Annotated in this window: 20 protein-coding genes and 1 pseudogene; 8 read left to right on the forward strand and 13 right to left on the reverse strand. The window is 71.6% G+C overall.

Translation table 11 applies throughout. The features are described from left to right. Positions 1-78 precede the first annotated feature (78 nt). On the forward strand, positions 79-1422 hold the full coding sequence (locus tag AC21LY_RS04565) for a cation:dicarboxylate symporter family transporter (RefSeq protein ID WP_489045133.1): 1344 nt from the start codon (positions 79-81) through the stop codon (positions 1420-1422). A 38-nt stretch (positions 1423-1460) separates the two neighbouring features. Here the strand turns inward: AC21LY_RS04565 and AC21LY_RS04570 are convergent, their stop codons facing one another. The 4 genes from AC21LY_RS04570 to AC21LY_RS04585 are packed head-to-tail and all read right to left on the reverse strand — an operon-like array spanning position 1461 to position 5124. Further along, positions 1461-1997, reverse strand: coding sequence for a SecDF P1 head subdomain-containing protein (locus AC21LY_RS04570; RefSeq protein ID WP_489045134.1), 537 nt, complete (start codon positions 1995-1997; stop codon positions 1461-1463). 25 nt (positions 1998-2022) lie between these two features. Then, positions 2023-3180 (reverse strand): sulfotransferase family protein, encoded by a 1158-nt coding sequence (locus tag AC21LY_RS04575; protein WP_489045135.1) that lies wholly within the window; start codon positions 3178-3180, stop codon positions 2023-2025. Further along, complete coding sequence (locus AC21LY_RS04580; RefSeq protein ID WP_489045136.1) at positions 3173-3958, reverse strand: SDR family oxidoreductase; 786 nt, start codon at positions 3956-3958, stop codon at positions 3173-3175. Before AC21LY_RS04580 ends, AC21LY_RS04575 begins: the two co-directional genes overlap by 8 nt. Further along, on the reverse strand, positions 3958-5124 hold the full coding sequence (locus AC21LY_RS04585; RefSeq protein WP_489045137.1) for a hypothetical protein: 1167 nt from the start codon (positions 5122-5124) through the stop codon (positions 3958-3960). Before AC21LY_RS04585 ends, AC21LY_RS04580 begins: the two co-directional genes overlap by 1 nt. Positions 5125-5230: 106 nt before the next feature. Between AC21LY_RS04585 and AC21LY_RS04590 the strand changes: the two genes are divergently transcribed. The 4 genes and pseudogenes from AC21LY_RS04590 (at position 5231) to AC21LY_RS04605 (ending at position 10341) form a co-directional block, all read left to right on the forward strand. After that, positions 5231-6010, forward strand: coding sequence for a helix-turn-helix domain-containing protein (locus AC21LY_RS04590; protein WP_489045138.1), 780 nt, complete (start codon positions 5231-5233; stop codon positions 6008-6010). A gap of 88 nt (positions 6011-6098) precedes the next feature. Next, positions 6099-6686 (forward strand): annotated as a pseudogene (gene cysC, locus AC21LY_RS04595) (adenylyl-sulfate kinase); the annotation flags it as partial. Beyond that, on the forward strand, positions 6677-8944 hold the full coding sequence (purL, locus tag AC21LY_RS04600) for a phosphoribosylformylglycinamidine synthase subunit PurL (protein ID WP_489045139.1): 2268 nt from the start codon (positions 6677-6679) through the stop codon (positions 8942-8944). The pseudogene cysC and the gene purL, both read left to right, overlap by 10 nt. After that, positions 8944-10341, forward strand: a complete 1398-nt coding sequence (locus AC21LY_RS04605; RefSeq protein ID WP_489045140.1) for an amino acid permease — start codon at positions 8944-8946, stop codon at positions 10339-10341. The genes purL and AC21LY_RS04605 overlap by 1 nt, the downstream gene beginning before the upstream one ends. On the opposite strand, the gene AC21LY_RS04610 is transcribed toward AC21LY_RS04605, so the two are convergent. Next, positions 10338-11006 (reverse strand): TetR/AcrR family transcriptional regulator, encoded by a 669-nt coding sequence (locus tag AC21LY_RS04610; RefSeq protein WP_489045141.1) that lies wholly within the window; start codon positions 11004-11006, stop codon positions 10338-10340. The genes AC21LY_RS04605 and AC21LY_RS04610 overlap by 4 nt on opposite strands. A gap of 54 nt (positions 11007-11060) precedes the next feature. Between AC21LY_RS04610 and AC21LY_RS04615 the strand changes: the two genes are divergently transcribed. Further along, positions 11061-12521: a carotenoid oxygenase family protein gene (locus tag AC21LY_RS04615; protein WP_489045143.1), complete on the forward strand. Its 1461-nt coding sequence runs from the start codon at positions 11061-11063 to the stop codon at positions 12519-12521. 27 nt (positions 12522-12548) lie between these two features. Here AC21LY_RS04615 and AC21LY_RS04620 read toward each other — a convergent pair whose 3' ends face one another. The 6 genes from AC21LY_RS04620 to AC21LY_RS04645 all read right to left on the reverse strand — a co-directional run bounded on the left by AC21LY_RS04620 (position 12549) and on the right by AC21LY_RS04645 (position 18029). Beyond that, the gene (locus tag AC21LY_RS04620; protein ID WP_489045144.1) at positions 12549-13322 is read right to left on the reverse strand and encodes an anti-sigma factor; all 774 of its coding nucleotides are present in this window, start codon (positions 13320-13322) and stop codon (positions 12549-12551) included. Further along, on the reverse strand, positions 13319-13885 hold the full coding sequence (sigK, locus tag AC21LY_RS04625; RefSeq protein WP_489045145.1) for an ECF RNA polymerase sigma factor SigK: 567 nt from the start codon (positions 13883-13885) through the stop codon (positions 13319-13321). Before sigK ends, AC21LY_RS04620 begins: the two co-directional genes overlap by 4 nt. A gap of 71 nt (positions 13886-13956) precedes the next feature. After that, positions 13957-14748, reverse strand: a complete 792-nt coding sequence (locus AC21LY_RS04630) for a DUF1295 domain-containing protein (protein WP_489045146.1) — start codon at positions 14746-14748, stop codon at positions 13957-13959. Further along, the gene (locus AC21LY_RS04635) at positions 14745-16031 is read right to left on the reverse strand and encodes a class I SAM-dependent methyltransferase (RefSeq protein ID WP_489045147.1); all 1287 of its coding nucleotides are present in this window, start codon (positions 16029-16031) and stop codon (positions 14745-14747) included. The genes AC21LY_RS04630 and AC21LY_RS04635 overlap by 4 nt, the downstream gene beginning before the upstream one ends. Before the next feature lies 1 nt (position 16032). After that, positions 16033-16752 carry a DUF1365 domain-containing protein gene (locus tag AC21LY_RS04640; protein ID WP_489045428.1) on the reverse strand — a complete coding sequence of 240 codons (720 nt, stop codon included), beginning with the start codon at positions 16750-16752 and terminating at the stop codon, positions 16033-16035. A 14-nt stretch (positions 16753-16766) separates the two neighbouring features. Next, complete coding sequence (locus tag AC21LY_RS04645) at positions 16767-18029, reverse strand: NAD(P)/FAD-dependent oxidoreductase (protein WP_489045148.1); 1263 nt, start codon at positions 18027-18029, stop codon at positions 16767-16769. A gap of 95 nt (positions 18030-18124) precedes the next feature. Here AC21LY_RS04645 and AC21LY_RS04650 point away from each other — a divergent pair, with 95 nt between their 5' ends. Together AC21LY_RS04650 and AC21LY_RS04655 are read left to right on the forward strand one after the other, a co-directional pair. Next, positions 18125-19471 carry a TIGR01777 family oxidoreductase gene (locus AC21LY_RS04650; protein WP_489045149.1) on the forward strand — a complete coding sequence of 449 codons (1347 nt, stop codon included), beginning with the start codon at positions 18125-18127 and terminating at the stop codon, positions 19469-19471. Positions 19472-19572: 101 nt separating this feature from the next. Further along, positions 19573-20241, forward strand: a complete 669-nt coding sequence (locus tag AC21LY_RS04655) for a GAP family protein (RefSeq protein ID WP_489045150.1) — start codon at positions 19573-19575, stop codon at positions 20239-20241. Here AC21LY_RS04655 and AC21LY_RS04660 read toward each other — a convergent pair. After that, positions 20229-21467 carry an MFS transporter gene (locus tag AC21LY_RS04660; RefSeq protein WP_489045151.1) on the reverse strand — a complete coding sequence of 413 codons (1239 nt, stop codon included), beginning with the start codon at positions 21465-21467 and terminating at the stop codon, positions 20229-20231. The genes AC21LY_RS04655 and AC21LY_RS04660 overlap by 13 nt on opposite strands. Continuing rightward, on the reverse strand, positions 21464-22804 hold the full coding sequence (locus tag AC21LY_RS04665; protein WP_489045152.1) for a dTDP-4-dehydrorhamnose 3,5-epimerase family protein: 1341 nt from the start codon (positions 22802-22804) through the stop codon (positions 21464-21466). The genes AC21LY_RS04660 and AC21LY_RS04665 overlap by 4 nt, the downstream gene beginning before the upstream one ends. Positions 22805-22952: the final 148 nt, after the last annotated feature.

The raw sequence follows: 22952 nt of genomic DNA on the forward strand, positions 1-22952 counted from the left end.
ATGAACACAAGCTGTGCCGCAGGTCACAGTTCTCGCAGGATCGAATCAGCCTCACAGCCCATCGATCAAGGAGGACCCATGGCGGCGCAAGGCAAACGAGACAGAACCCACTGGCTGTACATCGCGGTGATCATCGCCGTGCTGGCGGGCATCGCCGTGGGCCTGGTGGCCCCCGAGTTCGGGAAGGGACTCAAACCGCTCGGCGATCTCTTCGTCAGCCTGATCAAGATGATGATCAGCCCGGTGATCTTCTGCACGATCGTGCTCGGCATCGGCTCGGTGCGCGCCGCGGCCAGCGTCGGCAGGATCGGCGGCCTGGCGCTCGGCTACTTCATCGGGATGTCGACCTTCGCGCTGGGCATCGGCATCGTCGTGGGCAACCTGCTCAAGCCCGGCACCGGCCTCGGCATCCACGCCGACCCGACCGTCGGCGCGAAGTACGCCGACCAGGCGCACGCCGCGGGCGGCACCTGGGGCTTCATCCAGGGCATCGTGCCCGAGACGCTGTTCTCCGCGCTCACCGCCGGCAGCGTGCTGCAGGCCCTGTTCGTCGCGCTGCTCGTCGGGTTCGCGCTGCAGGCCATGGGGCCCGCGGGTGAACCCGTGGTGCGTGCGGTCGGCGTGCTGCAGAAGCTGGTCTTCCGCGTGCTGGTGATGGTGCTGTGGCTGGCGCCCGTGGGCGCCTTCGGCGCGATGGCGGCGGTGGTCGGGGCGACGGGCTTCGACGCCGTCATCCAGCTGGGCTGGCTGATGCTCGCCTTCTACATCACCTGCGCGCTGTTCGTCTTCGTGGTGCTCGGGGCGCTGCTGCGCCTCGTCACGGGGCTGTCGGTCTTCAAGCTCGCCCGCTACCTGGGGCGCGAGTACCTGCTCATCGTCGCGACGTCGTCGAGCGAGTCGGCCCTGCCCCGGCTCATCGCCAAGATGGAGCACGCGGGGGTGGAGAAGACCACCGTCGGCATCGTCGTGCCCACCGGCTACTCCTTCAACCTGGACGGCACCGCGATCTACCTGACGATGGCGTCGCTGTTCATCGCCGACGCGATGGGCTCGCCGCTCGGCTACGCGGAGCAGTTCTCGCTGCTGCTGTTCATGATGATCGCCTCGAAGGGGGCCGCGGGCGTCACCGGTGCCGGCCTCGCGACGCTGGCCGGCGGGCTGCAGAGCCACCGCCCCGAGCTGCTCGGCGGGGTCAGCGTGATCGTGGGCATCGACCGGTTCATGTCCGAGGCCCGGGCGCTCACCAACTTCTCCGGCAACGCGATCGCCACGCTGCTCATCGGCACGTGGACCTCGACCGTCGACCTGGCGCAGACCCGGCGCGTGCTCGACCGGCAGGATCCGTTCGACGAGACGACGATGGTCGACGATCACGGTGCCGAGGGGCCCGCCGCCGAGGCGAAGGTGACCACCGTGCACTGATCGCCCCGCCCTGCGGAAGCCGTCCCGACCGCCCGCGGTCAGGACGGCTTCAGCTGTGCGGCGAGGTCGCGGGCCTGCTGTTCGGTGAAGTCGCCCGACATCTGGATCCATCCGCCCCCGATGCCGCTGCGGATCACCGGCGCGGACACGACGCGCGCCCCGACGACGATCGCGAGCTGTTTGTTGATGTTGCGGGTCGTCGCTTCCGCGACGGCGCGTCCGTCGGCGTCGTCGAGCTGGAAGGTGACCAGCCATCGTCCGGAGCGTTCGGCCGCGCCCGCCTCCGTTGCCGGCGATCGCGTCACCGACGGCTCCAGCCGGTAGAGCATCGGGCCGGTGCTTTCGCACAGCTCCGCCGGCGCCGACGGGGCCGGGGGCGCGGCGGGGCAGGTCCGCGAGCCGAGGGGCTCGGTCGAGGTGACCAGGCGCAGCTGCAGCGCCACCGCCTCGGGTGACGCACTGCTACTGGGACTCTCTCGTGCGTCCTGCCCGGCCTGGTCGCACGCGGTCGCGGTGAGGGCGGCCGCCATGACGGTCGCGGTAGTCGCGGTTCGGAGTCCTCCTCGATACGTCATACCCCGAGGGTAGGGGCTTCGGGCGTCAGCGGTGGAAGGCTGCGCGGACGGAGTCCTCCGTGAGGCCGTAGTCGGCGAGTGAGTAGGTGTGGTTGGGGCGGCGGGCGCCGGAGCGGCTGGTGTCGTGCATGGCCGACATCGCCTGTCGTGCACCGTCGGTCAGCTCCAGGCCGAAGGCGCCGTAGATGTTCCCGACGGTGCCGAGCGGGTCGGCCACCAGGTCGCGGTAGTCCACGTCCACGAACTGCCCGCCGCGGCCGGCGGCGGTGTGCCGGGCACGGGCCTCGTCGAAGGCGACGAGGCCACGGGACCACGTGTCGAGCTGATCGGTACCGATCGTCGCGCCCGTGAACGCCCTGGACCAGCCCCGCGTGGCGTGCTGCGCCAGGGAACAGACGGAGGCGATGATCGTCTCGGCCGGCCGGTGGCACTGCACGATCAGGGCGTCCGGGTACACCTCGAGGACGGCGTCGAGCGCGAACAGATGACTGGGGTTCTTGAGCACCCACCGCTTGCCCGGATCGTTCATGCCGATCAGCTGCAGGTTCCGCCGGTGCCGGCGGTACGCCGGCGTCCAGTCCTGTTCGGCGAGCCACCTCGCGTACGACGGGACGTGGGCGAGGCACTCGTACGAGACGGAGTGCACGGACTGGCGCAGCAACTGCCAGCACTCCTCGACCTCCGCCGCCGACATGAAGTGCAGCCCCATGAATTCGGGGTGCTCGGTGTGGTGTTGCGCGTACTGCTCGTCGAGGAGCCGGTAGACGGGGTTCTCGGCCCAGCTCGCGCGCGGCGGCCGCGGCTGCGGTACCTCGGCCAGCCACATCTGCAGGCCCTGATTGCCGGGGTCGGCGTCGAGCAGGCGGTGCAGCGCGGTGGTGCCCGAGCGGGGGAGGCCCGTGACGAACATCGGCCGCTCGATCGCGGTCTCCCGGTGGCCCGGGTTCGCCGCGAACGCCGCCTCGCTGATCAGGCGCGCCGAGAGCGCGCCGCGGAGGAAGACGCGGGAGAGCTTGGAACCGAGCTCGGTGAGGGCGGCCTCCTCCCGGTAGGAGTCGAGCAGCACCTGCAGCGCCTCGCGGTAGCCGTCCGACGGGTCGCCGAAGTCGCGCAGGCCGGTGCGGCGCATCGCCGACTCGTGCAGATCGTCGACCGTGCCGACGGAGGCGGTGATCTCAGACATGGAACTCTCCGCAGTTGACGTCGAGCGTCTGGCCGGTGATGCCGGACGCGCGGGGCGAGGCGAGGAACAGGACGGCCGAGGCCACCTCGTCCTCGGTGGGCAGGCGCCGCAGATCGGAGTTGCGCGCCGCCTCGGCGTAGCCCTCCTCGACGGTGACGCCCTTGGTGCTCGCGCGGTACTCCAAGTACGCCTTGAGGGTGTCGCCCCAGATCCAGCCGGGCACCACGGAATTGATCCGGATGCCCTCGGGGCCGAGCTCGGTGGCCAGCGACTGGGCGAGGGCGAGCTGCGCCGTCTTGCCCGCCTTGTAGCCGCCGTAGCGCAGCTCGGAGTGCCGGATCACCATCGAGTTCACGTTCACGACCGCACCCTGCCCGGCGGCCAGCTGCTCACGGAAGGCCAGCGTCGAGCGAAGCGCGCCCAGCGCCATCAGATTCACGCTCTGAAGGATGTGCGCGGGATCGGTCTTCGTCAGGCGCTGCATCGACGGATAGGTGAAGGCGTTGTTCACCAGCGCATCCGCGCCGCCGAACCGCTCCTGCACCTGCGCGGCGAGCGCGGCGAGCGAGGCCTCGTCGGTGATGTCCGCGGGAATCGCGACCGCGCCGTCGATCTCGGCGGCCAGGGCTTCCAGCCGCTCCGCGTTCCGCGCGACGAGGACGACGCGCGCCGCCTCGTCGGTGAACCGCCGGGCGAGGGTCGCGCCCAGGGCGGGCCCCGCCCCCGCGATGACGACGACCCTGCCGTCCAGGCCGAACCCGGCCGTGGGTCCGGGCATCAGCCGACCATCCGCTCGCCGACGAGGCGCTGCCGCTCGGCGATCCGCGTGCGCCAGGTGGCACCGTCGATGCGGTTCGACTCGTAGTGGGGCAGGTGCCGGGCGACCTCCGTGAACGGGACCACCTGCGCGGTCGGGCCGTCGGCGGCGGTGAGTGCGGAAGCGGTGCGTTGCCAGCGGAACTGGAGGTATCCCCGACGGTGCCCGAGCGTCTCGACCCAGTTGGTGACACCGGGGTCCCTCTCGCTCACCACGATCCGGATCATCCCGTCCGGATCCACCTGCGCCTGAGCGCCGTTGAGCGAGGTCTGGTGGTGGATGTAGTCCAGCGAGATGTACCAGAGGCTGCCCAGCTGGAAACCCAGATAGGGCGCCTCGCCACGGGGCACGGTGATCACCAGCGCCTGATCCGGTGCCAGCTCGTAGTGACCGACCGAGGAGAACTGCGTGGCGAGGCCGCCGGGCGTCAGGCGCGGGGCCGTCAGCGTGTTCACCGGCAGCGGATCGTAGAACCACTTCGGGAACTGCAGCCAGGTCTTCACCCGGTTGACCAGCTGCTTGCCCGCGGCGGCGTACCGCTTCGCCATGAGCTCGGCGGTCACCGGGGGCGGTGCGGTACCCGCGGTGTCGGCGCGGGCGATGGCGAAGGTGCTGCGCCGCGCAGACCAGTCGTCGAAGACCTCGCGGATCACCAACTGCGCCGTGCCCGGCGGAAGCCGGTAGTAGGCACCGGGAACCGGCTCGCCCGGACCGAAGCGCACCTCGAACCGTCCGTCGGCGCCGATGGCCAGCTCGCGGTCGTCGAAGGCGACGGTGCTGGCCGGCACGTTGTCGTCGGTGTACTCGCCGCCGCCGAGCACCTGGAAGCTGATGTCGGCGGTGGTGCCGCGGCGGCCCGTGACCACGTATTCGTGGGCACCGTCGACCCGCGCGCCGAAGTACAGCGTGTCGGGGTTGTCCAGGCCCATCTTGGTGAACGGCCCGGTGCCGCTGAGCAGGAACGGGTGGTCCCGGTCGAAGTGGAAGGCGGTGTGCACGCAGGCCGCCACGCCCTGGGCGAGGTACTGCAGCCCCTCCAGCAGGTCGGCCTCGGACTCGATGTGCGGGGCGGCGGCCACCAGGGCCTCCGCCTCCGCGATCGCGGCCGTGAGCGGGTCGGTGTGCATCGGCACCTCTCGTCGAGCGGAACGCGGTACAGATCTGTACCGGCGCGATACGGTCGACGCACGCTAGAACGTGTTCTCCTATGTTGTCCAGGGAACGGGGAAATCCATGCCGACCACGCGCACCTCGCCGCCCACCGAACGGGTGCTCGCCGTCCTCGACGTGTTCACGGCGCAGCCCGCCCGCGCCTTCGGGCTCTCCGAGCTGGCCCGCCGCGCGGAGGTGAGCAAGCCGACCTGCCTGGGCATCGTCACCGTGCTCGCCCAGCGCGGGCACGTGATGCGCGACGCCGACGGCGCCTACCGACTCGGTGCGGGCCTAGTCCCGGTCGGGCGAGCCGCCCGGCGTTCACTGCGCGCGGCGCCCGTCGGCGGTGCCGTCCTCGCCGCGCTCTCGCGCCGGTTCGCGGTCCCGGCGTCGGTGACGGCCGTGCTCGGCGGTCGCGTGACGGTGCTCGACGTGGCCGGCGTCGCGCCCGGCATGCGCCCGGGCGACGGCTTCGCGGCGGCCGACGGTGCCCTCATGTACCGGCTGTGGGATCCCGGGTTCACGAGCGCCGACCCGCTGATCGTGCAGGTCCGGGCCGACGGCTACCTCGTCGAGCGGCGCACCGCGACCGGGGAGAGGATGCGCCGGGTGGTCGCGGCCGGCGACGTCGCCACCAGGGGCGACCTCACGGAGGTGGTCGCCGCGCTCGGCGCGCGCCTGCTGCCCGCCGGCGCGGAGGAGGGGCCGCACCCCGTCTCCGTCCTGTCGGCCCCCGTCTTCGACGGTGCCGGCCGCCAGGTCATGGTGGCCAGCCTGCATCTCGACGCCGAGCACACCGGGGCCGAGCTGCGCGAGCGCGGGGCGGCGCTCGTCGGGGCGTGCCGGCGGCTGGCGCGGTGACGGACGCGTTGACAGGGGGTGAAACGCGTTCTATCTTCTCGGCGGCCGACGGGCGTCGGTACAGATATGGACCGGAGGAGGCGCGATGGCGCAGGTGGTGTGGCACTGTGCGGCGGTCACGCGGGACGAGCGGCCGACCCGGGGCGGCACCGTCTGGCTGACGGGGCTCTCGGCGTCGGGCAAGTCGACGGTGGCCTGCGAGCTCGAGCGGCTGCTGGTCGCCCGGGGCGTGCCCGCCTACCGGCTCGACGGTGACAACCTGCGGCACGGGCTCAACGCCGATCTCGGCTTCTCCGCCGCCGACCGGGAGGAGAACGTGCGCCGCGTGGGCGCCGTGGCGCAGCTCCTCGCGGACGCGGGCACCGTCGCGATCGCCTCGCTGATCAGCCCGTACCGGGCCGGCCGCGACCGGATCCGGGCCCAGCACGCCGACGCCGGCCTGCCGTTCTACGAGGTCTTCGTCGACACACCGGTCGAGCTGTGCGAGCGCCGCGATCCCAAGGGCATGTACGCCCGCGCCCGCGCCGGAGAGCTCGCCGACTTCACCGGCATCAGCGCGCCCTACGAGGCACCGTCGAACCCCGAAATCGTGCTCCGGCCCTCCGACGGCGAGCCCGCCGACCAGGCGCGGGTGGTGCTGGAGTACTGGCACTCTAAACTGGGCGGGTGCACGTAGACACGGTCTCCCACGCCGCCTCCACGCCCGACGTCGACCAGCCGTACCGCGAGCTCGGCCTCAAGGACGACGAGTACCAGCGGATCCGCGAGATCCTCGGCCGCCGTCCCACGGACGCCGAGCTCGCCATGTACTCGGTGATGTGGTCCGAGCACTGCTCCTACAAGAGCTCCAAGGTGCACCTGCGCTACTTCGGCGAGACGACCACGGACGAGATGCGCGCGACCATGCTCGCGGGTATCGGCGAGAACGCGGGCGTCGTCGACATCGGCGACGGCTGGGCCGTCACCTTCAAGGTCGAGTCGCACAACCACCCGTCCTACGTGGAGCCCTATCAGGGCGCGGCGACCGGTGTCGGCGGCATCGTCCGCGACATCATGGCCATGGGCGCCCGCCCCATCGCCGTCATGGACCAGCTGCGCTTCGGCCCCGCCGACGCGCCCGACACCCGCCGCGTGCTCGACGGCGTGGTGCGCGGCGTGGGCGGCTACGGCAACTCCCTCGGCCTGCCGAACGTGGGCGGCGAGACCGTCTTCGACGCCTCCTACGCGGGCAACCCGCTGGTCAACGCGCTGTGTGCGGGCGTCCTGCGCACCGAGGACCTGCACCTCGCCTTCGCCTCCGGCAAGGGCAACAAGATCATCCTGTTCGGCGCCCGCACAGGCCTCGACGGCATCGGCGGCGTCTCCGTGCTCGCGTCCGAGAGCTTCGACGCCGACGAGAAGCCCAAGAAGCTGCCGTCGGTGCAGGTGGGCGACCCATTCATGGAGAAGGTCCTCATCGAGTGCTGCCTGGACCTCTACCGCGAGAAGCTCGTCGTGGGCATCCAGGACCTCGGCGGCGCGGGCCTGTCCTGCGCGACCTCCGAGCTCGCGGCGGCCGGTGACGGCGGCATGTTCATCGATCTCGACCAGGTGGCGTGCCGTGCCCAGGGCATGAGCGCGGCCGAGATCCTCTCCTCCGAGTCGCAGGAGCGCATGTGCGCCGTCGTGACGCCGGAGAACGTGGACGCGTTCATGGCCGTCTGCGACAGGTGGGACGTGCTCGCGACCGTCATCGGTGAGGTCACCGACGGCGAGCACCTGGTCATCGCCTGGCACGGCGAGACCGTCGTCGACGCCCCCGCGCGCACCATCGCCCACGACGGGCCGGTGTACGAGCGCCCCGTCGAGCGCCCCGCGTTCATGGACGAGCTCATCGCCGCCACCTCCGCGAAGCTCGCCCGTCCGCAGACCGACGAGGAGCTGCGCGCCACCGCGCTGAAGCTGCTCGCCTCGCCCGCACTGTGCTCGCGCCGGTTCATCACCGAGCAGTACGACCGGTACGTGCGCGGCAACACCGTGCTCGCCGAGCACGCCGACGGTGGCGTCATCCGGATCGACGAGACCACCCAGCGCGGCATCGCCCTCTCGACCGACGCCTCGGGCCGCTACACCTACCTCGACCCGTACACCGGCGGCAAGCTCGCGCTCGCCGAGGCCTACCGCAACGTCGCCGTCACCGGCGCCACCCCGAAGGCCGTGACCGACTGCCTGAACTTCGGCTCGCCGGAGGATCCGGGCGTGATGTGGCAGTTCCAGCAGGCGGTGCACGGCATCGCCGACGGCTGCGTCGAGCTGGGCATCCCCGTGACCGGCGGCAACGTCAGCTTCTACAACCAGACCGGCTCGACCGCGATCCTCCCGACCCCGGTGATCGGCGTGCTCGGCGTCATCGATGACGTGCGCCGCCGCATCCCGACGGGGCTGGGCACCGAGCCCGGCGAGACCCTGTACCTGCTCGGCGACACGCACGACGAGTTCGACGGCTCCATCTGGGCGCAGGTCGAGCACGACCACCTCGGCGGCGTCCCGCCCCGCGTGGACCTGCAGCGCGAGAAGCTGCTCGCCGACGTGCTGACCGCCGCCTCGCGCGACGGCCTCGTCTCCGCCGCGCACGACCTGTCCGAGGGCGGCCTGTGGCAGGCCGTCGTCGAGGCCGCGCTCGCGGGCGAGACGGGCTGCCGCCTGATCCTGCCCGAGGGGGCCGATCCGTTCGTGCAGCTGTTCTCGGAGTCGACGGGCCGCGTGCTCGTCGCCGTGCCGCGCACCGAGGAGACCCGGTTCGCGGCCATGTGCAACGCCCGGGAACTCCCGGCCGTGCGGATCGGCGTGGTCGACCAGGGCAGCGACTCGGTCGAGGTCCAGGGCCGGTTCAGCGTGACGCTCGCCGATCTGCGCGCGACGCACGAGGGCACCCTGCCCGCGCTGTTCGCCTGATGGCGGCACCGTCGGGCGAACGGACGGACGCCGGCGGCCCGGCCGAACCGGGGCTGCACGCGGGGCTGCGCGCCCGGCACTTGATCATGATGAGCCTCGGCTCGGCGATCGGCGCCGGGCTCTTCGTCGGCTCGGGGAAGGGCATCGCCCTCGCCGGGCCCGCCGTACTCGTCGCGTACGCGGTGGCGGGCCTCGTGGTGATCGCCGTGATGCGGATGCTCGGCGAGATGGTGGCCGCGGATCCGAACCCCGGCGCGTTCTCCTACTACGCCGGGCGGGCGCTGGGGCCGGGCGCGGGCTTCGCCGTCGGTTGGCTGTGGTGGGTGCAGCTGTGTCTGGTGGTGGCCGCCGAGGCCGTCGCGGCCGCCGCGATCCTGAACGGGCTCCTTCCGGGCGGGCCGCCGGTGTGGGCCTGGGCGCTGGTCTTCATGGTCGGGCTGACCGCCCTGAACCTGGCCGGCGTCCGCGGCTTCGGCGAGTTCGAGTTCTGGTTCTCGCTGGTCAAGGTCGTCTTCGTGGCGCTCTTCCTGATCATCGGCGTGGGCTACCTGCTCGGCTGGACGAGCGCACCGTCGCCCGGGCTGGGCAACCTCACCGATCTCGCGCCGCACGGGATCGGCGGCGTCGTCGCCGCACTGCTGGTCGTGGCCTTCGCCTTCGGCGGCATCGAGATCGTGGCCGTCGCGGCGGCCGAGACCCGCGACCCGGAGCGGACGGTCGGGCGGGCGATCCGCGCCACCGTCTGGCGGATCCTGGTCTTCTACGTCGGCAGCGTCGCGGTGATCCTGCTCGCCTTGCCCTGGAACGAGCCGGCGGTCGCTGAGAAGCCCTTCGTCGCGGTCCTCGACGTCGCGGGCCTGCCGGCGGTCGGCACGACGCTCGGCGTGGTGATCGTGGTGGCGCTGCTCAGCTCGCTCAACGCGAACCTGTACGGCAGTTCCCGGATGCTGTACTCGCTCGCCGAGCGGGGCATGGCGCCCGCGGCCGCGGGTCGCGCGAACGCCTCCGGCGTGCCCGTCCGTGCGGTCCTGGCCAGCTCGGTGATCGGCTTCCTCGCCGTGCCCGCGACCTACCTGTGGGGCTCGGAGGTGCTCGACCGGCTGCTCGCCGTGGTCGGCTCCACGCTCATCGTCACCTGGCTGGCGACGATCGCCTCGCAGATCGTGCTGCGCCGCCGTGCCGAGCGCGATGGGACCCGCCTCCCGCTGAGGATGTGGGGCTACCCGTACCTCTCGTGGGCGGTCCTGGTGGTGCTGCTGGGCATCGTGGTGCTGGCCGTCGCCAACGACGGTGTCCGGGAGCAGGTGCTCTCGACCGCGGCGGTCGTGCTGCTGCTCTGGATCGCCGGGACGCTCCACGCCCGCCGGTCCGGCGGTGCGGCCGCGGCGCGCCGTTAGTCCGCGAGGCGCTCCCGGGCACGGGCGAGGGCGGCCTCGGCATCCGGGCGCGTGGCCCCGTTACCCACGGCGAGGGTCACCATGATCGCATCGGTGACCGCATCCCGGGTGCCGGCGAGCTGACCCGCCATGGTGAGCATCGCGATCCCGTGCACGGCGGCCCAGGCCTGGCCGGCGCCGACGAGCACGCGGTCGGGATCGTCGTCGTCCGTGGCCCGCTGCACCCTGCAGCGCATCGCGTCGAAGGCGCGCGCGCCCGCCGCGGTCTCGGCGGGGCCGCTGTGCTGGAGCAGTTCGGCGCGCTGGCCGGCCGCCCACTCGGGTGAGGTGTATTGGAACATCAGGCTGTACAGGTGCGGATGTTCGGCGGCGAAGCGCAGGTAGAGCAGGCCCTGCACGTCGAGGTCGGCCAGCGGATCCGAGGTCGCGTCCACCGATTCCATGAGATCGGCGAAGTCGTGGAAGCCGCGGTCGCGCACGGCCGCCGCGACCGCACCGACGCTGCCGAAGCGGGTGTACACCGCCATGGTGGAGACGCCGGCCTCGGCGGCGAGGCGGCGCACCGTCAGCTTGTCGACGCCCTCCTCATCGACGATGCGGTGGGCGATCGACAGCAGCTTCTCATGGAGAGCCGCGGGGCCGGCGGGGGGTTGCACGTCGTCCATAACGGCGTTATGGTCTCCCTATAACATCGTTATAGGCAAGTCTCGGAGGTTCTCATGACCACCATCACGCCGTCCACCAATCCCTTCCTCGCCGGGGAGTACGCTCCCGTCCGGTCCGAACTGACGGAGCGCGACCTCGAGATCACCGGCACGCTGCCCGACTGGCTCGACGGTCGGTACCTGCGCAACGGTCCCAACCCGATCGCCGACGTCGACCCCGACACCTACAACTGGTTCACCGGCGACGGCATGGTCCACGGCATCCGCCTCTCCGGCGGCAGGGCCCTCTGGTACCGCAACCGCTGGGTCGACTCCGCGCCCGTCGCCGCCCGGCTGGGGCGCCGCGCACCGTCGGAGGAGGGGCGCAGCTTCCTCCACGGAACCGGAGCCAACACCAACGTGATCGGCTGGCAGGGCCGGACCCTCGCGCTCGTCGAGGCCGGGCTCGCCTGCGCGGAGCTCTCGGAGGAGCTCGACACCCTGGACGTCTGCGATTTCGACGGCACCATCCGCGGCGGGTACACGGCCCACCCCATCGAGGACCCGGAAACCGGCGAGCTGCACGCGATCTCGTATCACTTCGGCCGCGGGAACACCGTGCAGTACTCCGTGATCGGCACGGACGGGCGGGCCCGGCGCACCGTCGACATCACGGTGGGCGGCAGCCCGATGATGCACGCCTTCTCGCTCACGCGCAGCTCGGTGATCGTCTACGACCTGCCCGTCACCTTCGACACCCGGGCCGCGACGGCCCGCTCCGTGCCGGGCCCGCTGCGGCCGCTCGTCTCGCTCGCCCTCGGGGCGATCGTGGGCCGCGTGCCGATGCCCGGGCCGATGGCGCACCGGCTGCCGCGCAGCGGATCCGGATCGCTGCCCTATCGCTGGAACACCGGGTACCGGCCGCGCGTGGGGATCATGCCGCGCGAGGGCGGCGACGCCGACGTCGTCTGGATCGACGTCGAGCCCTGTTACGTCTACCACCCGATGAACGCGCACGACGGCGCGGACGGCACCGTCGTCGTCGATCTCGTGGTGCACGAGCGCACCTTCGACGGCGATCGCCGCGGACCCACCGAGGGCGGGCAGCACCTGGAGCGATGGACGCTCGATCCCCGTGCGCGCGTGTGCAAGCGGGAGATGCTGTGGGATGCGAGCGTCGAGTTCCCGCGCATCGACGAGCGCTACCTGACCGCCGCGCACCGCGACGGCTGGGTCGTCGGCAGCGAGAGCACGGACCTGTTCGGCGGCATCCTCGGCCGCGTCCCGTCGTCCGGTGGGGAGCCCACGGTCCGGCGGTTCGGCGCCGACATCTCGCTCGGCGAGTTCGTCTTCGTCCCGCGCTCGGAGACCGCCCCGCAGTCCGACGGTGCCCTGCTCGGCCTGGTCACCGACCGCCGGGAGGCCACCACCAGGCTGGCCGTGCTCGACGCGCAGACCCTCGACGACATCGCCTCCGTCGCTCTGCCGCAGCAGGTTCCCGCCGGATTCCACGGGAACTGGCTTCCCACGGCCTGACCCGAGTGCGCCCGTCGCGGTCCGGGATCACCGCGCCGCGATCGGGAGCGTGGTCACGATCCGGTCCGACGGTGCCGCGGCACCGCCCGGCGGCTCGATCGAGATGCCGAACGACGTGGCACCGTCGATCGACGTCACCGCTGCCGTGGTCGTGGGCCGCACGTCCGCCTGCGTCATCGTGCCGCGCGAGCGGGCACCGCCGCCGGGATCCATCAGCCACATCTGGTAGACGGTCCCGTCCTTCGGCGGCGGTACGTCGTTCATGAGGACGACGCCGGCGTTGCGCTCCCGGGAGTAGATGAACGAGATCGTCGCGTCGCCGACCCGGGCCTGCGCGGTCCGGGCGTCCGGTGCCGCCAGCACGATCTGCGTCTCCGACGGTGCCGGGCCGGACCGGCCGGGGAGGACGGTGCGCCCGATCACGACGCCGGCGGCCACCGCGACGGCGACCACCGCGGCCGCGGCCGCGATGCGGGCGCCACGGCCCCATGCGCCGCGCAGGCTCCGCCGGGACACGCCGCGGGGGCGGCGGAGCGGGGTGACTCCGGGATCGTCGACGATCTGCGCGAGGACCCGGTCGAAGGCCTCGGCCGGCGGTTCGACCGCGTACCGGTCCGCCTGGACGGCCATGGTCTCCCGGACCGCGGCGACGCGGGAGTCGAAGTCCGCGCGCACATCCGGTGCGGCGGCGGCGCGCGCGGCCTCGACCTCCGCCCGCTCGGCGGGATCGAGGGCGTGCAACGCGTAGACCTCGGCGTCGTCGATCAGCTCGGCGTCGCTCCGGCCGGTCTCGTCGCTCACGACAGGCCTCCGAGCGGTTCGAGGCAGCGCCGCAGGCGGGCGATCCCGTCGCGGATACGGCTCTTCACCGTCGCCAGCGGCGCCTCCAGCCGTTCGGAGACCTCGCGATAGGTGTGTCCGCCGTAGTAGGCGAGGGTCAGCGCATCGCGCTGCGGCGCGGTCAGGGTGTCCAGGCAGTCCACCACCGCACCCGAATCCTCGCTGCGCTCGCCCGCCTCCGCGACCACGTCGTGCGGGCGCTGGAAACTCGCGTGCGCGAAGGTGTTCTCGCGGTCACCCCGCGACTGCTCGGCGCGGACCCGGTCGACCGACCTGCGGTGCGCCATCGTCACGAGCCACGCCTCCGCCGAGCCGCGCGCCGGATCGAACTCCGCCGCCTTCCGCCAGGCCTCGAGATACACCTCCTGGGTGACCTCCTCGCCGTAGCCGCGGTCGCCGATCACCCGCAGGGCCGTGCCGAAGACCAGCCGGCCGGTCCGCTCGTAGAGGTCTCGGAAGGCCCCCACGTCACCGGCGGCCGTCCGCACGAGCAGATCGTCGGCCTCGGTTCGAGCACGGGTCATCGACGTGCCTCCTTCGTCCTTTCGCACCGTACCGGTTCCGGGCCGTGACGACCGAGCGAGAACGGTGCGGTTCACCGGGATCCTCCGCGCGGTGGCCGGGGCACGAAGAAGGACGTGCGTGCGGCGTAGTCGTTCCAGCCGGGACGGTCGCTCAGGAAGCGCTCCAGGAGCCGGGCTCCCGTCGCATGCACGAGGAAGTAGGTCATCAGTGCGGGGGAGAGCAGCGTGAGCGCGCCGGGCCAGGCGCTCGCGGCGACCGACCACAGCCCCCACCAGGTGCAGGCGTCGCCGAAGTAGTTGGGATGCCGGGTCCACGCCCATAGGCCGCGATCCATGATCGCGCCCCGGTGCGCGGGATCGGCCTTGAACACGCGGAGCTGGTGATCCCCGACGGCCTCGATACCGATACCGGTCAGCGCCAGCACGACGCCCGCCGCCAGCACCACGGTCCAGGGGTGCGTGGTGGGCCCGGCGACCGCCGAGACCTGCAGCGGCAGCGAGACGAACCATTGGGCCGCGCCCTGCACGACGAAGACCTTGCGCACGACGGTGACGGTGCCTCCGCCCGCCCGCTCCAGCATCTCCGCGTACCGCGGATCCTCGCCCTTCCCGGCCGATTTCACGCCCATGTGCCAGGACAGGCGCAGCCCCCACACGGTGACGATCGCCGCGAGGATCCAGGCGCGCGGCCGGTCACCGTCGCCCAGCGCGATTCCGATCCAGGCGACGGCCACGATGCCGACACCCCAGGCGACATCGACCACGTTGTACCGGCCGATCCGATGGCCCACCGCGAAGGTGACGGCCTGCACCACGGCGAGGGCCGCGAGCGAGGCCGACGTGACGAGCAGGAAGTCGGTCACCGGGACACCTCCGGGGTGAGCAGGATCTGCTGGACGTCCAGGTAGCCCGACCGGAAACCGGCCTCGCTGTACGCGAGGTAGAACTCCCAGAGCCGCCGGAAGGTCGCCGAATCCGCCGGTGGTGGAAGCCGCTCGGGTTCGGCGAGGAAGCGCTCGCGCCACAGCCGGAGGGTCTCGGCGTAGTGCGGACCGAAGCGGTGCCGGGCCCGGACGGACAGGCCCGCACGGCCGGCCGAGGCGGTGATCGCCGCCGTGGACGGCAGCATGCCTCCGGGGAAGACGTACTTCTGGATCCACGTGTACGTGCCCAGACTCGCGAGCATGCGCTCGTGCGGCATGGTGATCGCTTGCACGGCGATCCGCCCGCCGGGCGCGACCAGTCGCGCCAGAGCGGCGAAGTACTCGTCCCAGTGCGCCGCGCCGACGGCCTCGATCATCTCCACCGAGACCACCGCGTCGTAGGTCCCGTCGACGGCGCGGTAGTCGAGCAGATCCACCCGGACCCGTTCGGACAGGTCGGCATCGGCGATCCGCCGCAGCGCCAGGTCGCGCTGCTCCACCGACAGGGTCACCGAGCGCACCGTCGCGCCGCGTTCCGCGGCCCGCAGGCACAGCTCGCCCCACCCGGTCCCGATCTCCAACAGGCGGGTGCCGGGACCGACCCCGGCGGCGTCGAGGAGCCGGTCGATCTTGGCGCGCTGGGCGGACGCGAGCGTCGACGCGCTCGCCCCCGCCGGTTCGGGGGCCCGGGTGACGCCGGGGTCACCGTCGGGGATCTCCCCCGCGCAGAACACCGCGCTCGAGTACGTGAGCGTCTCGTCGAGGAACCGGGCGAAGAGCTCGTTCGACAGGTCGTAGTGGTGGGAGACGTTGGCCTGCACGTGATCCGGGGTTCCGACCTCGGTGTCCGGCCGGGCGACGCCGGCGAGCCCGCGGAGGGACTGCAGCCATCGGGGCACCAGTACCGGCAGGCGCTCCGCCAGAGCGGTGAGCGTCCCGGCGAGGTCCGGGGAGTCCCACTCGCCGGTCACGTAGGACTCGCCGAAACCGATGAGCCGCGCCGTTCCCAGCCTGCGGCACAGGGCGTCCGGCGAGCGCACGACGATCGTCGGCCCCGCGGCCGGCACGCCGTCGGCAGGGATGAGGGCGACACCGCTGCGCGCGGCGGCGCGCCGCAGCAGGACGCGCGCACCGCGGCCGAGGAGGCAGGCGGACGGCCCCGTCGGGACCGGTACGGCGAGGTCGAGAGCGGGGGAGGGGAGGGCTTCGATGTCGGCGGTCACTTCAGTTCGCTTCCTGTGCGGCGGTGGCGGGACGGGGGACGAGCGGGAGGCCGGAGGCCCAGAGCCGGATCCCGTGCAGGCGGATCCGGGCGGCGACGACGAGCGGGGCGAGCGGAGCCCGCGCCTGCGCCAGCAGGATCCGGCGCGGCGTGACCGGGCGGCGGGTGCCGCGCCACTGCGCGCTGAACGGGGCGCTGCCCGGTCGTTCGAGCGCCACGTCGATGGACAGCCGGTCGGCCGGCTCGGGTATCCGCAGCCGGTACACCCCGTCGACCGGGTGGAACGGCGAGACGACGAAGTCCTTCGCGACGACCGTCCCCGTCTGCGCGGCGGGAGCGAGGACGTAGGCGTGCCGGCCGCCGTAGGTGTTGTGCACCTCGGCGACGATCGCGCGCACCGTGCCCGCCTCGTCGTGGCACCAGTAGACGGTGAGGGGATCGAAGACGTAGCCGAGGCACCGGGCGTTGAGCAGGGCGGTGATCGCGCCGCCCGGAACAGCGACACCGCGCTCGCGCAGGGCCTTCTCGACCCGGCCCCGCAGGGTGTCGGCGCCGTCGTCCACGGGCGCGAGGTGGTCCGCCGCCCGGAAGGCCGCGAGGGGCCGTAGCCATCGCGGAATCCGCGGCGGTGCGTCGACGTCGATGAACCAGCTCGTGCTGCGGTGCCGGAAACCGTACGTGAACGGGGAGCGACGCAGGTGCCCGATCTCGGTGTCGTACATCGCGGGTGCGCCGGTCACGGCCTGCCTCCCGCGATCCGGGCGGCGGCGCCCAGGCCCGAGGCCGCGCCGTCCTCGTGGAAGCCCCAGCCGTGGTAGGCGCCGGCGAAGGCGACCACGGGGCCGGAGATCTCGCCGAGCCGCTGCGCCGCGGCGACCGACTCCGTGCTGAACGCGGGATGCTCGTAGTCCAGTTCGGCGAGGACCCGGCGCGGATCGACGAGATCCGCGCCGCCCAGCGTGACCAGGGCCGTCTCGCCGCCGCGGGGCAGGCCCATGAGCAGGTTCAGGTCGTAGGTCACGCAGACCCTCCCCGGTTCCGGTGCGGCGAGGTGGTTCCACGAACCCCGGGCATGCCGGTTCCGCGGGAGCAGCGACGTGTCCGTGTGCAGCAGCGCCGGATTCGGGGTGTACCGGATGGCGCCCAGCAGCTCCCGTTCGAGGGGTGTCGGCGCGTCGAGCAGCGTCAGGGCCTGGTGCGGGTGGACGGCGACGACGGCACCGTCGAACTCCCGGGCGGCGCCCGCATCGTCGACGATCCGCACGCCCGTCCCGGTCCGGGACAGGGAGCGGACGCCGACGCCCCGGCGCACCTCCGCGATCCCGGCGGCGATCCGCTCGACGTACCGGGCGGATCCGCCGACGACGGTGCGCCACTGGAGGGAATGCCCCACCGAGAGCATGCCGTGGTTCGCCAGGAACCGGAACAGGTGGCGGGCCGGATAGTCGTCCACCTCGTCCGGCGGGCACGACCACACCGCCGCCACCAGGGGGCGGAGGAAGCTGTGGACGAGCCGTTCACTGAGGGCCTCGCGCCGCACGAACTCGCCGAGCGGTACGTCCGCGGTGGCGGCGTCGAGGTGGCGCCGGGCGCGGCGGTGGAACCGGGGCACCTCCGCCAGCAGGCGCAGGTGCCCGGCGTCGACGAGGTGCCGCGCCGTGGGGACCAGGCCCCGGAAGCCCTTGCCGCCGGCGAATTCGATGCCGCGCGCGTCGTCGCGGATGGACATGCTCATCTCCGCGTCGCGGGTCGCGACCCCGAGCTCGTCGAAGAGCCGGCACAGGACCGGGTACGTGCGGTCGTTGTGGACGAGGAAGCCGGAGTCCACCCGCACCGGCGCACCGAGCCCCAAGTCCACCTCGTGGGTGTGGGCGTGGCCACCCAGGCGTCGATCCCGCTCGTAGAGCGTGACGTTCCCGATCCTGCTCAACTCGTGCGCCGCGACCAGCCCGCTGACCCCGCTGCCGACGACGGCGAACCGCCTGCTTCCACTGTTCATGCCCGTCATTCGGAGCCGGCGCCCGGGCGGATGGGACGGGCTCGGGAGATTTTTCCCACCGTGTGCGCGACCGGATCCGGGGTTAGCGTGGGTCCATGGGAATTCGCGGATCGGCTGTCATCGACGCTCCTGTGGACGAGGTCTTCGCCTGGTTCTCCCGTCCCGGCGCCTTCGCCCGGCTGCAGGCGCCGTGGGTGCCGATGAAGCTCAGATCGCAGGCGGCGTCCCTGGAGGACGGCGTCACCCTGATCGACCTGCCCGGTGGGCTGCAGTGGCGCGCCGAGCACGACCCGTCGGGCTACGTCGCCGGTCGCCGGTTCGTGGACGAGGTGAAGGTGGACGGGCTCCGGTCCCTCCCCGCCGGCCTGTTCCCGTGGCGGCACGTCCACGGTTTCGAACCGGTGGACCCGTCCCGGACGCGGGTCACCGACGAGGTGATCACGCCCGTACCGGAGCGGTTGCTCTCCGAGGTCATCGACTTCCGGTACCGCCGCCTCGCCGGTGATCTCGCCGCGCACCGCCGGGCGGCGAACGCGGGCCTGACCCCGTCGACCTTCGCGGTCACCGGTGCCTCCGGGCTGGTCGGCTCGGACCTCGCCGCTTTCCTGAGCACCGGCGGACACCGGGTGCTCCGCCTGGTCCGCGGCGAGCCGAGGTCGGCCGACGAGCGGCGGTGGGACCCCGACGCCCCGGACCCCGCGGCGCTCGAGGGGGTCGACGCCGTCCTGCACCTCGCGGGCGCGAGCATCGCCGGCCGGTTCACCGACGCGCATAAGAGGGCGGTCGAGGAGAGCCGCATCGAGCCGACGCGCCTCCTCGCGCGGGCCGCGGCGCAGGCGGGCGTGCCCGTCTTCGTCAGCGCCTCCGCCGTCGGCTACTACGGGCGGGACCGCGGCGACGAGGTGCTCACCGAGACCTCGCCCGCGCCCGCCGAGCCGGACTTCCTCTCCGAGGTGGTCCGCCGGTGGGAGGCCGCCGCGCACGACGGTGCCGGGGAGGACACCCGCGTCGTGACGGTGCGGACGGGCATCGTCCAGGCGCCGCAGGGCGGGACGCTGGGGATGCTGCTGCCGCTGTTCCGCGCGGGCCTCGGTGGCCGCCTCGGCGACGGGCGGCAGTGGCAGCCATGGGTCAGCATCGACGACCTGGTCGACGTGTACCACCGGGCGCTGTGGGACACCGGGCTGTCGGGTCCGGTCAACGCGGTCGCGCCGGGCGTGGTGCGCAACGCCGTCTACACGCGCGCCCTCGGCCGGGCCGTGCACCGCCCCACCCTGTTCCCGGTGCCCGCCTTCGGTCCCGCGCTCCTCCTGGGGCGCGAGGGCGCCGACGACCTCGCCTTCGCCTCGCAGCGGGTGCGCCCGGCCGTGCTTGAGGAGCGCGGGCACCCGTTCCGGCACCCGACCGTCGAGCGCGCGCTCGCGCATCTGCTGGGCGGCTGATCCGGGACGCCGGCACCGTCCGGCCACGTCGACGACCGGGTGGCGTGCCGCGGGAGTGACGGTGCTACGTTTGCCGCAGTTCTCCAGAGATGAGGGATGAGATGGCGGATTCGTTGGCGTCTGTACTGACCGAGGTGATCCCGTTCGGATTGGTGGTGGCGTTGTCGCCGCTGTCGATCATTCCGGCGGTGATGATGTTCCACACGCCGAAGCCGCGGCCGACGTCCATCGGCTACCTGATCGGCTGGTTGTTCGGGCTCATCGCCCTGACCGTGATCTTCTACCGAGTGGCCGATCTCATCCCCGGGGTGGGGGCGCACCCGGCCTGGGCGTCGTACGTGCGGCTGGTGATCGGTGCGGTGCTGGTGGTCTTCGGCCTGTACAAGTGGTTCACCCGCTCGCACGACGAGCACACGCCGGCCTGGATGACCAAGCTCGGCACCGTCACCCCCGCCCGGGCCGCCGGTATCGCGGCCGCACTGACGGCGGTCAATCCGAAGGTGCTGTTCATGACGATCGCGGCCGGTGCACTGATCAGCACGGCCGGACTGACCGGCACGGACGCATGGACCGGCGGGCTGTGGTTCGTCCTGGTCTCCGCCTCCACCGTGATCGTTCCGGTGCTGGCCTACGCGGTGATGGGGGCCAAGCTGGACGGCCCGATGCTCGCGCTCAAGGAGTGGATGGAGCGCCAGCACGCCGCGCTGGTCGCCGGCATCCTGGTGGTCATCGGCGTGATGGTGCTCTACAAGGGCATTCACGGGCTCTGACTCCTGCAGGCGAGATCGGAGTCCGCTGAGCTGTCCTCGGCGATGACGGCGTACGCGATGAAGGCGAGGCCGACGGGCACGGTGCCTGCGAGGAGGAAGAGAAGCCGGACGACTCCGTGGTCGATGAACAGCCCCGTCACCACGGTGGAGACGGGCATCAGAGAGATGCTGCCGAACCAGTCGACGCTGGTCACTCGTCCCCGTAGCTCGTCGGGGACGCCCTGCTGCATCAGGGTCTGCCAGAGCACGTTTCCGTAGGCGTTGAAGAGGCCGACGAGGACCATCGCGATCGCAGCCACGGCCACTGTCGGGTGGAGGGCGATGGCGATGAGGGGGACGGACCCCAGGCTCCACGCGGCGAAGAGGGTTCCGAATCGGTTGTCGGGGCGGATCGCGAACGATGAGACGAGTGATCCCACGGCGCTCGCGATTCCGTAGCCGACCATGATCAGTGCGTACGCCCCCGCCGATTTCTCCCCGAAGACGACGGGTAGCGCGACGGATCGCGGCCCCGCCTGAAGGAGGAGCGCTAGTGCTGACCACAGCACTGCCGTCCAGATCCATTTCGTCTTGGCCACGTACCGGAAGCCGTCGCCGATGTCCAGGAACACCGATCCCCAGCCGGCCGATCGGTCGGGTGGGGCCGGTTCGTAGGCCGGCACGATGCGCCGGGAGAACGCCGCAGTGACCAGGAACAGGACGCCCACTACTGCAAGAGCAGGCGCGGGGCCGGCCAGCGCGACCGTCGCGCCTCCGATCGCCGGCCCGAAGGCCTTCAGCAGCAGGGACTCGACGACGGCCTGGAGGCTGTTGCCGACGTGGAGGTGTTCCTTCTCGACGATCTCGGGGAGCAAGGATTCGTTGGCCGGCCCGTACACGCCGTCGCAGGCGCCGACGATCGCCGCTGTCGCGGCCAGGGCGTACCACGGGATGGTGGCGGTCTCCGCCCACAGGCAGATGGCCAAGAGCACGATCCCGGGGATGAATGCCGACCAGGCGAGGATCGTTCGCTTGGGATGCCTGTCGAGGAGCGCGCCGCCGAAGAGCAGGCTCGCCAGAGTGCCGATGAGGCCGCAGCCGACGACGATGCCGACGGTCGTCGGTCCGTATCCGAGGTGGAGTGTGAACAGGGGTAGCGCGATGACCCATACGCCCGCTGCCAGCAGCGAGGATGAGAGTGCCAGCCAGAGGTATCGGAAGTCCCGATTACGGAGTGGGCTGCTCATGCCTTCCGGAGTGCCCTTTCCTTCGTGTTCCCGCCGGAGCCGGCCGGGTGCTGCGATCCGACCGCGACCTTCTTGCGGACCGCGACCTTGACCGGCCGGCCGTCGGGCCCGTCGATCATGAGGACTGCCGGCGTTCCGGTTGCGGGAGGTCGACTGACGAGTTCCCGCTGCAGTGCTGCGCGTTGCCGGTAGAACGTCTCGGACGCGGGCACTGTGAGGGGAGTCAGTACGGGGAAAGGTCGCTGGTCGAGCGGCCAGTCGATGACGTCGTTGCCGTCGATGGTGTCCACGCCGTCATTCTCGGCCCTGACGAAGGACGTGGGCTTGTTCACCGTGAAGACGCGCTCCAGCCCGTCGAACGCGTGCGCCACACCGGCGGGGATCGCGAGGTAGCGCCCCGCGGAGGGGGTGAAATCCACGGTGGCCGTTGCATGCAGTGTCGGTGAGCCCTCGCGTACGTCCACGAAGTGCGCGCGCACCGTGTGGTCAGCCGGACCGAGGAAGGTCAGCCGGTCCTCTTGGGTCAGGTGAATCCCGTAGGCGTCGTGCGTGTATCGGTCGGTGCCGTGGTCGATGAAGTACATCGGCGCCGCGTCGGTCAGCGGCACGAACCCTGAATTCGGGCCGCTCCACAGGATGGGGTGCGCCCGCCACTGAAGTCCCTCGATGCCGCCGATCGGCTCGACGGCAGGATGCGGGTTTCGCTTCTTCGAGTCGATCTTGCGGAGCTTGATCCTCCGGGACCGTCCGTCGTCGAAGGAGACGTCCATCGTCATGGGGTACTCCTCCGAGTTCGCGCTGATCGCGTTGTACTGCTGCTTCGCGAGCAAGCGGTACCACCGCTCGGATGCGGCCTTGCTGTTGGGCTGGAAGAGCTCGACCTCAAGGGGATCCGCGTCGATCGGGACGTTGATCACGTCGGAATCGGGATTCCACGAGGTCTTGTCGATCTGGTCCTCCGCAGGGAGGTAGCAGTCGTAGGTGTTCAGGGTGTGGATTCGTTCGAGCCCGTCGAAGGCGTGCGCGACGCCGGGCGGGATTCGCAGGTGACGAGCGGAGGAGGGTGACCACGTGTGGTGCTCGATCGTGTTCCGGGTGGGTGAGTCGATTCGGCAATCGATGAAATGCCCGGTGATGACCTGACTTTCGTCGCCGAGGAAGGTCAGCACGTCCGCCTGGCCGAGGTGGATCCCGTAGTGTCCGTAGGTGAATTCCTCCTCGCCGTGGAAGACGATCGTCGAAGGCCTCAGTGTGGGGAAGGGAACCACGTACGACTGGCCGCCGTTGGGCATCCGCCAGTTCTCGATCCAGGAGAGTCCGTCAATCACGAAGGACATCGGCATGACCTTTCATCAGTCGAGCTGGAGTCAGGGCGTCGGACGGGATGACGATGCCGTGCCGCGGAGCAGTTGCTCCGCGGCACGGCGACGCGTCAGCTGAGAACTTCGACCCCTTAAACAACCACCCCCACCGCCCCGCTAAGAG

The sequence above is a fragment of the Tsukamurella sp. II2bb genome, from assembly GCF_057815145.1.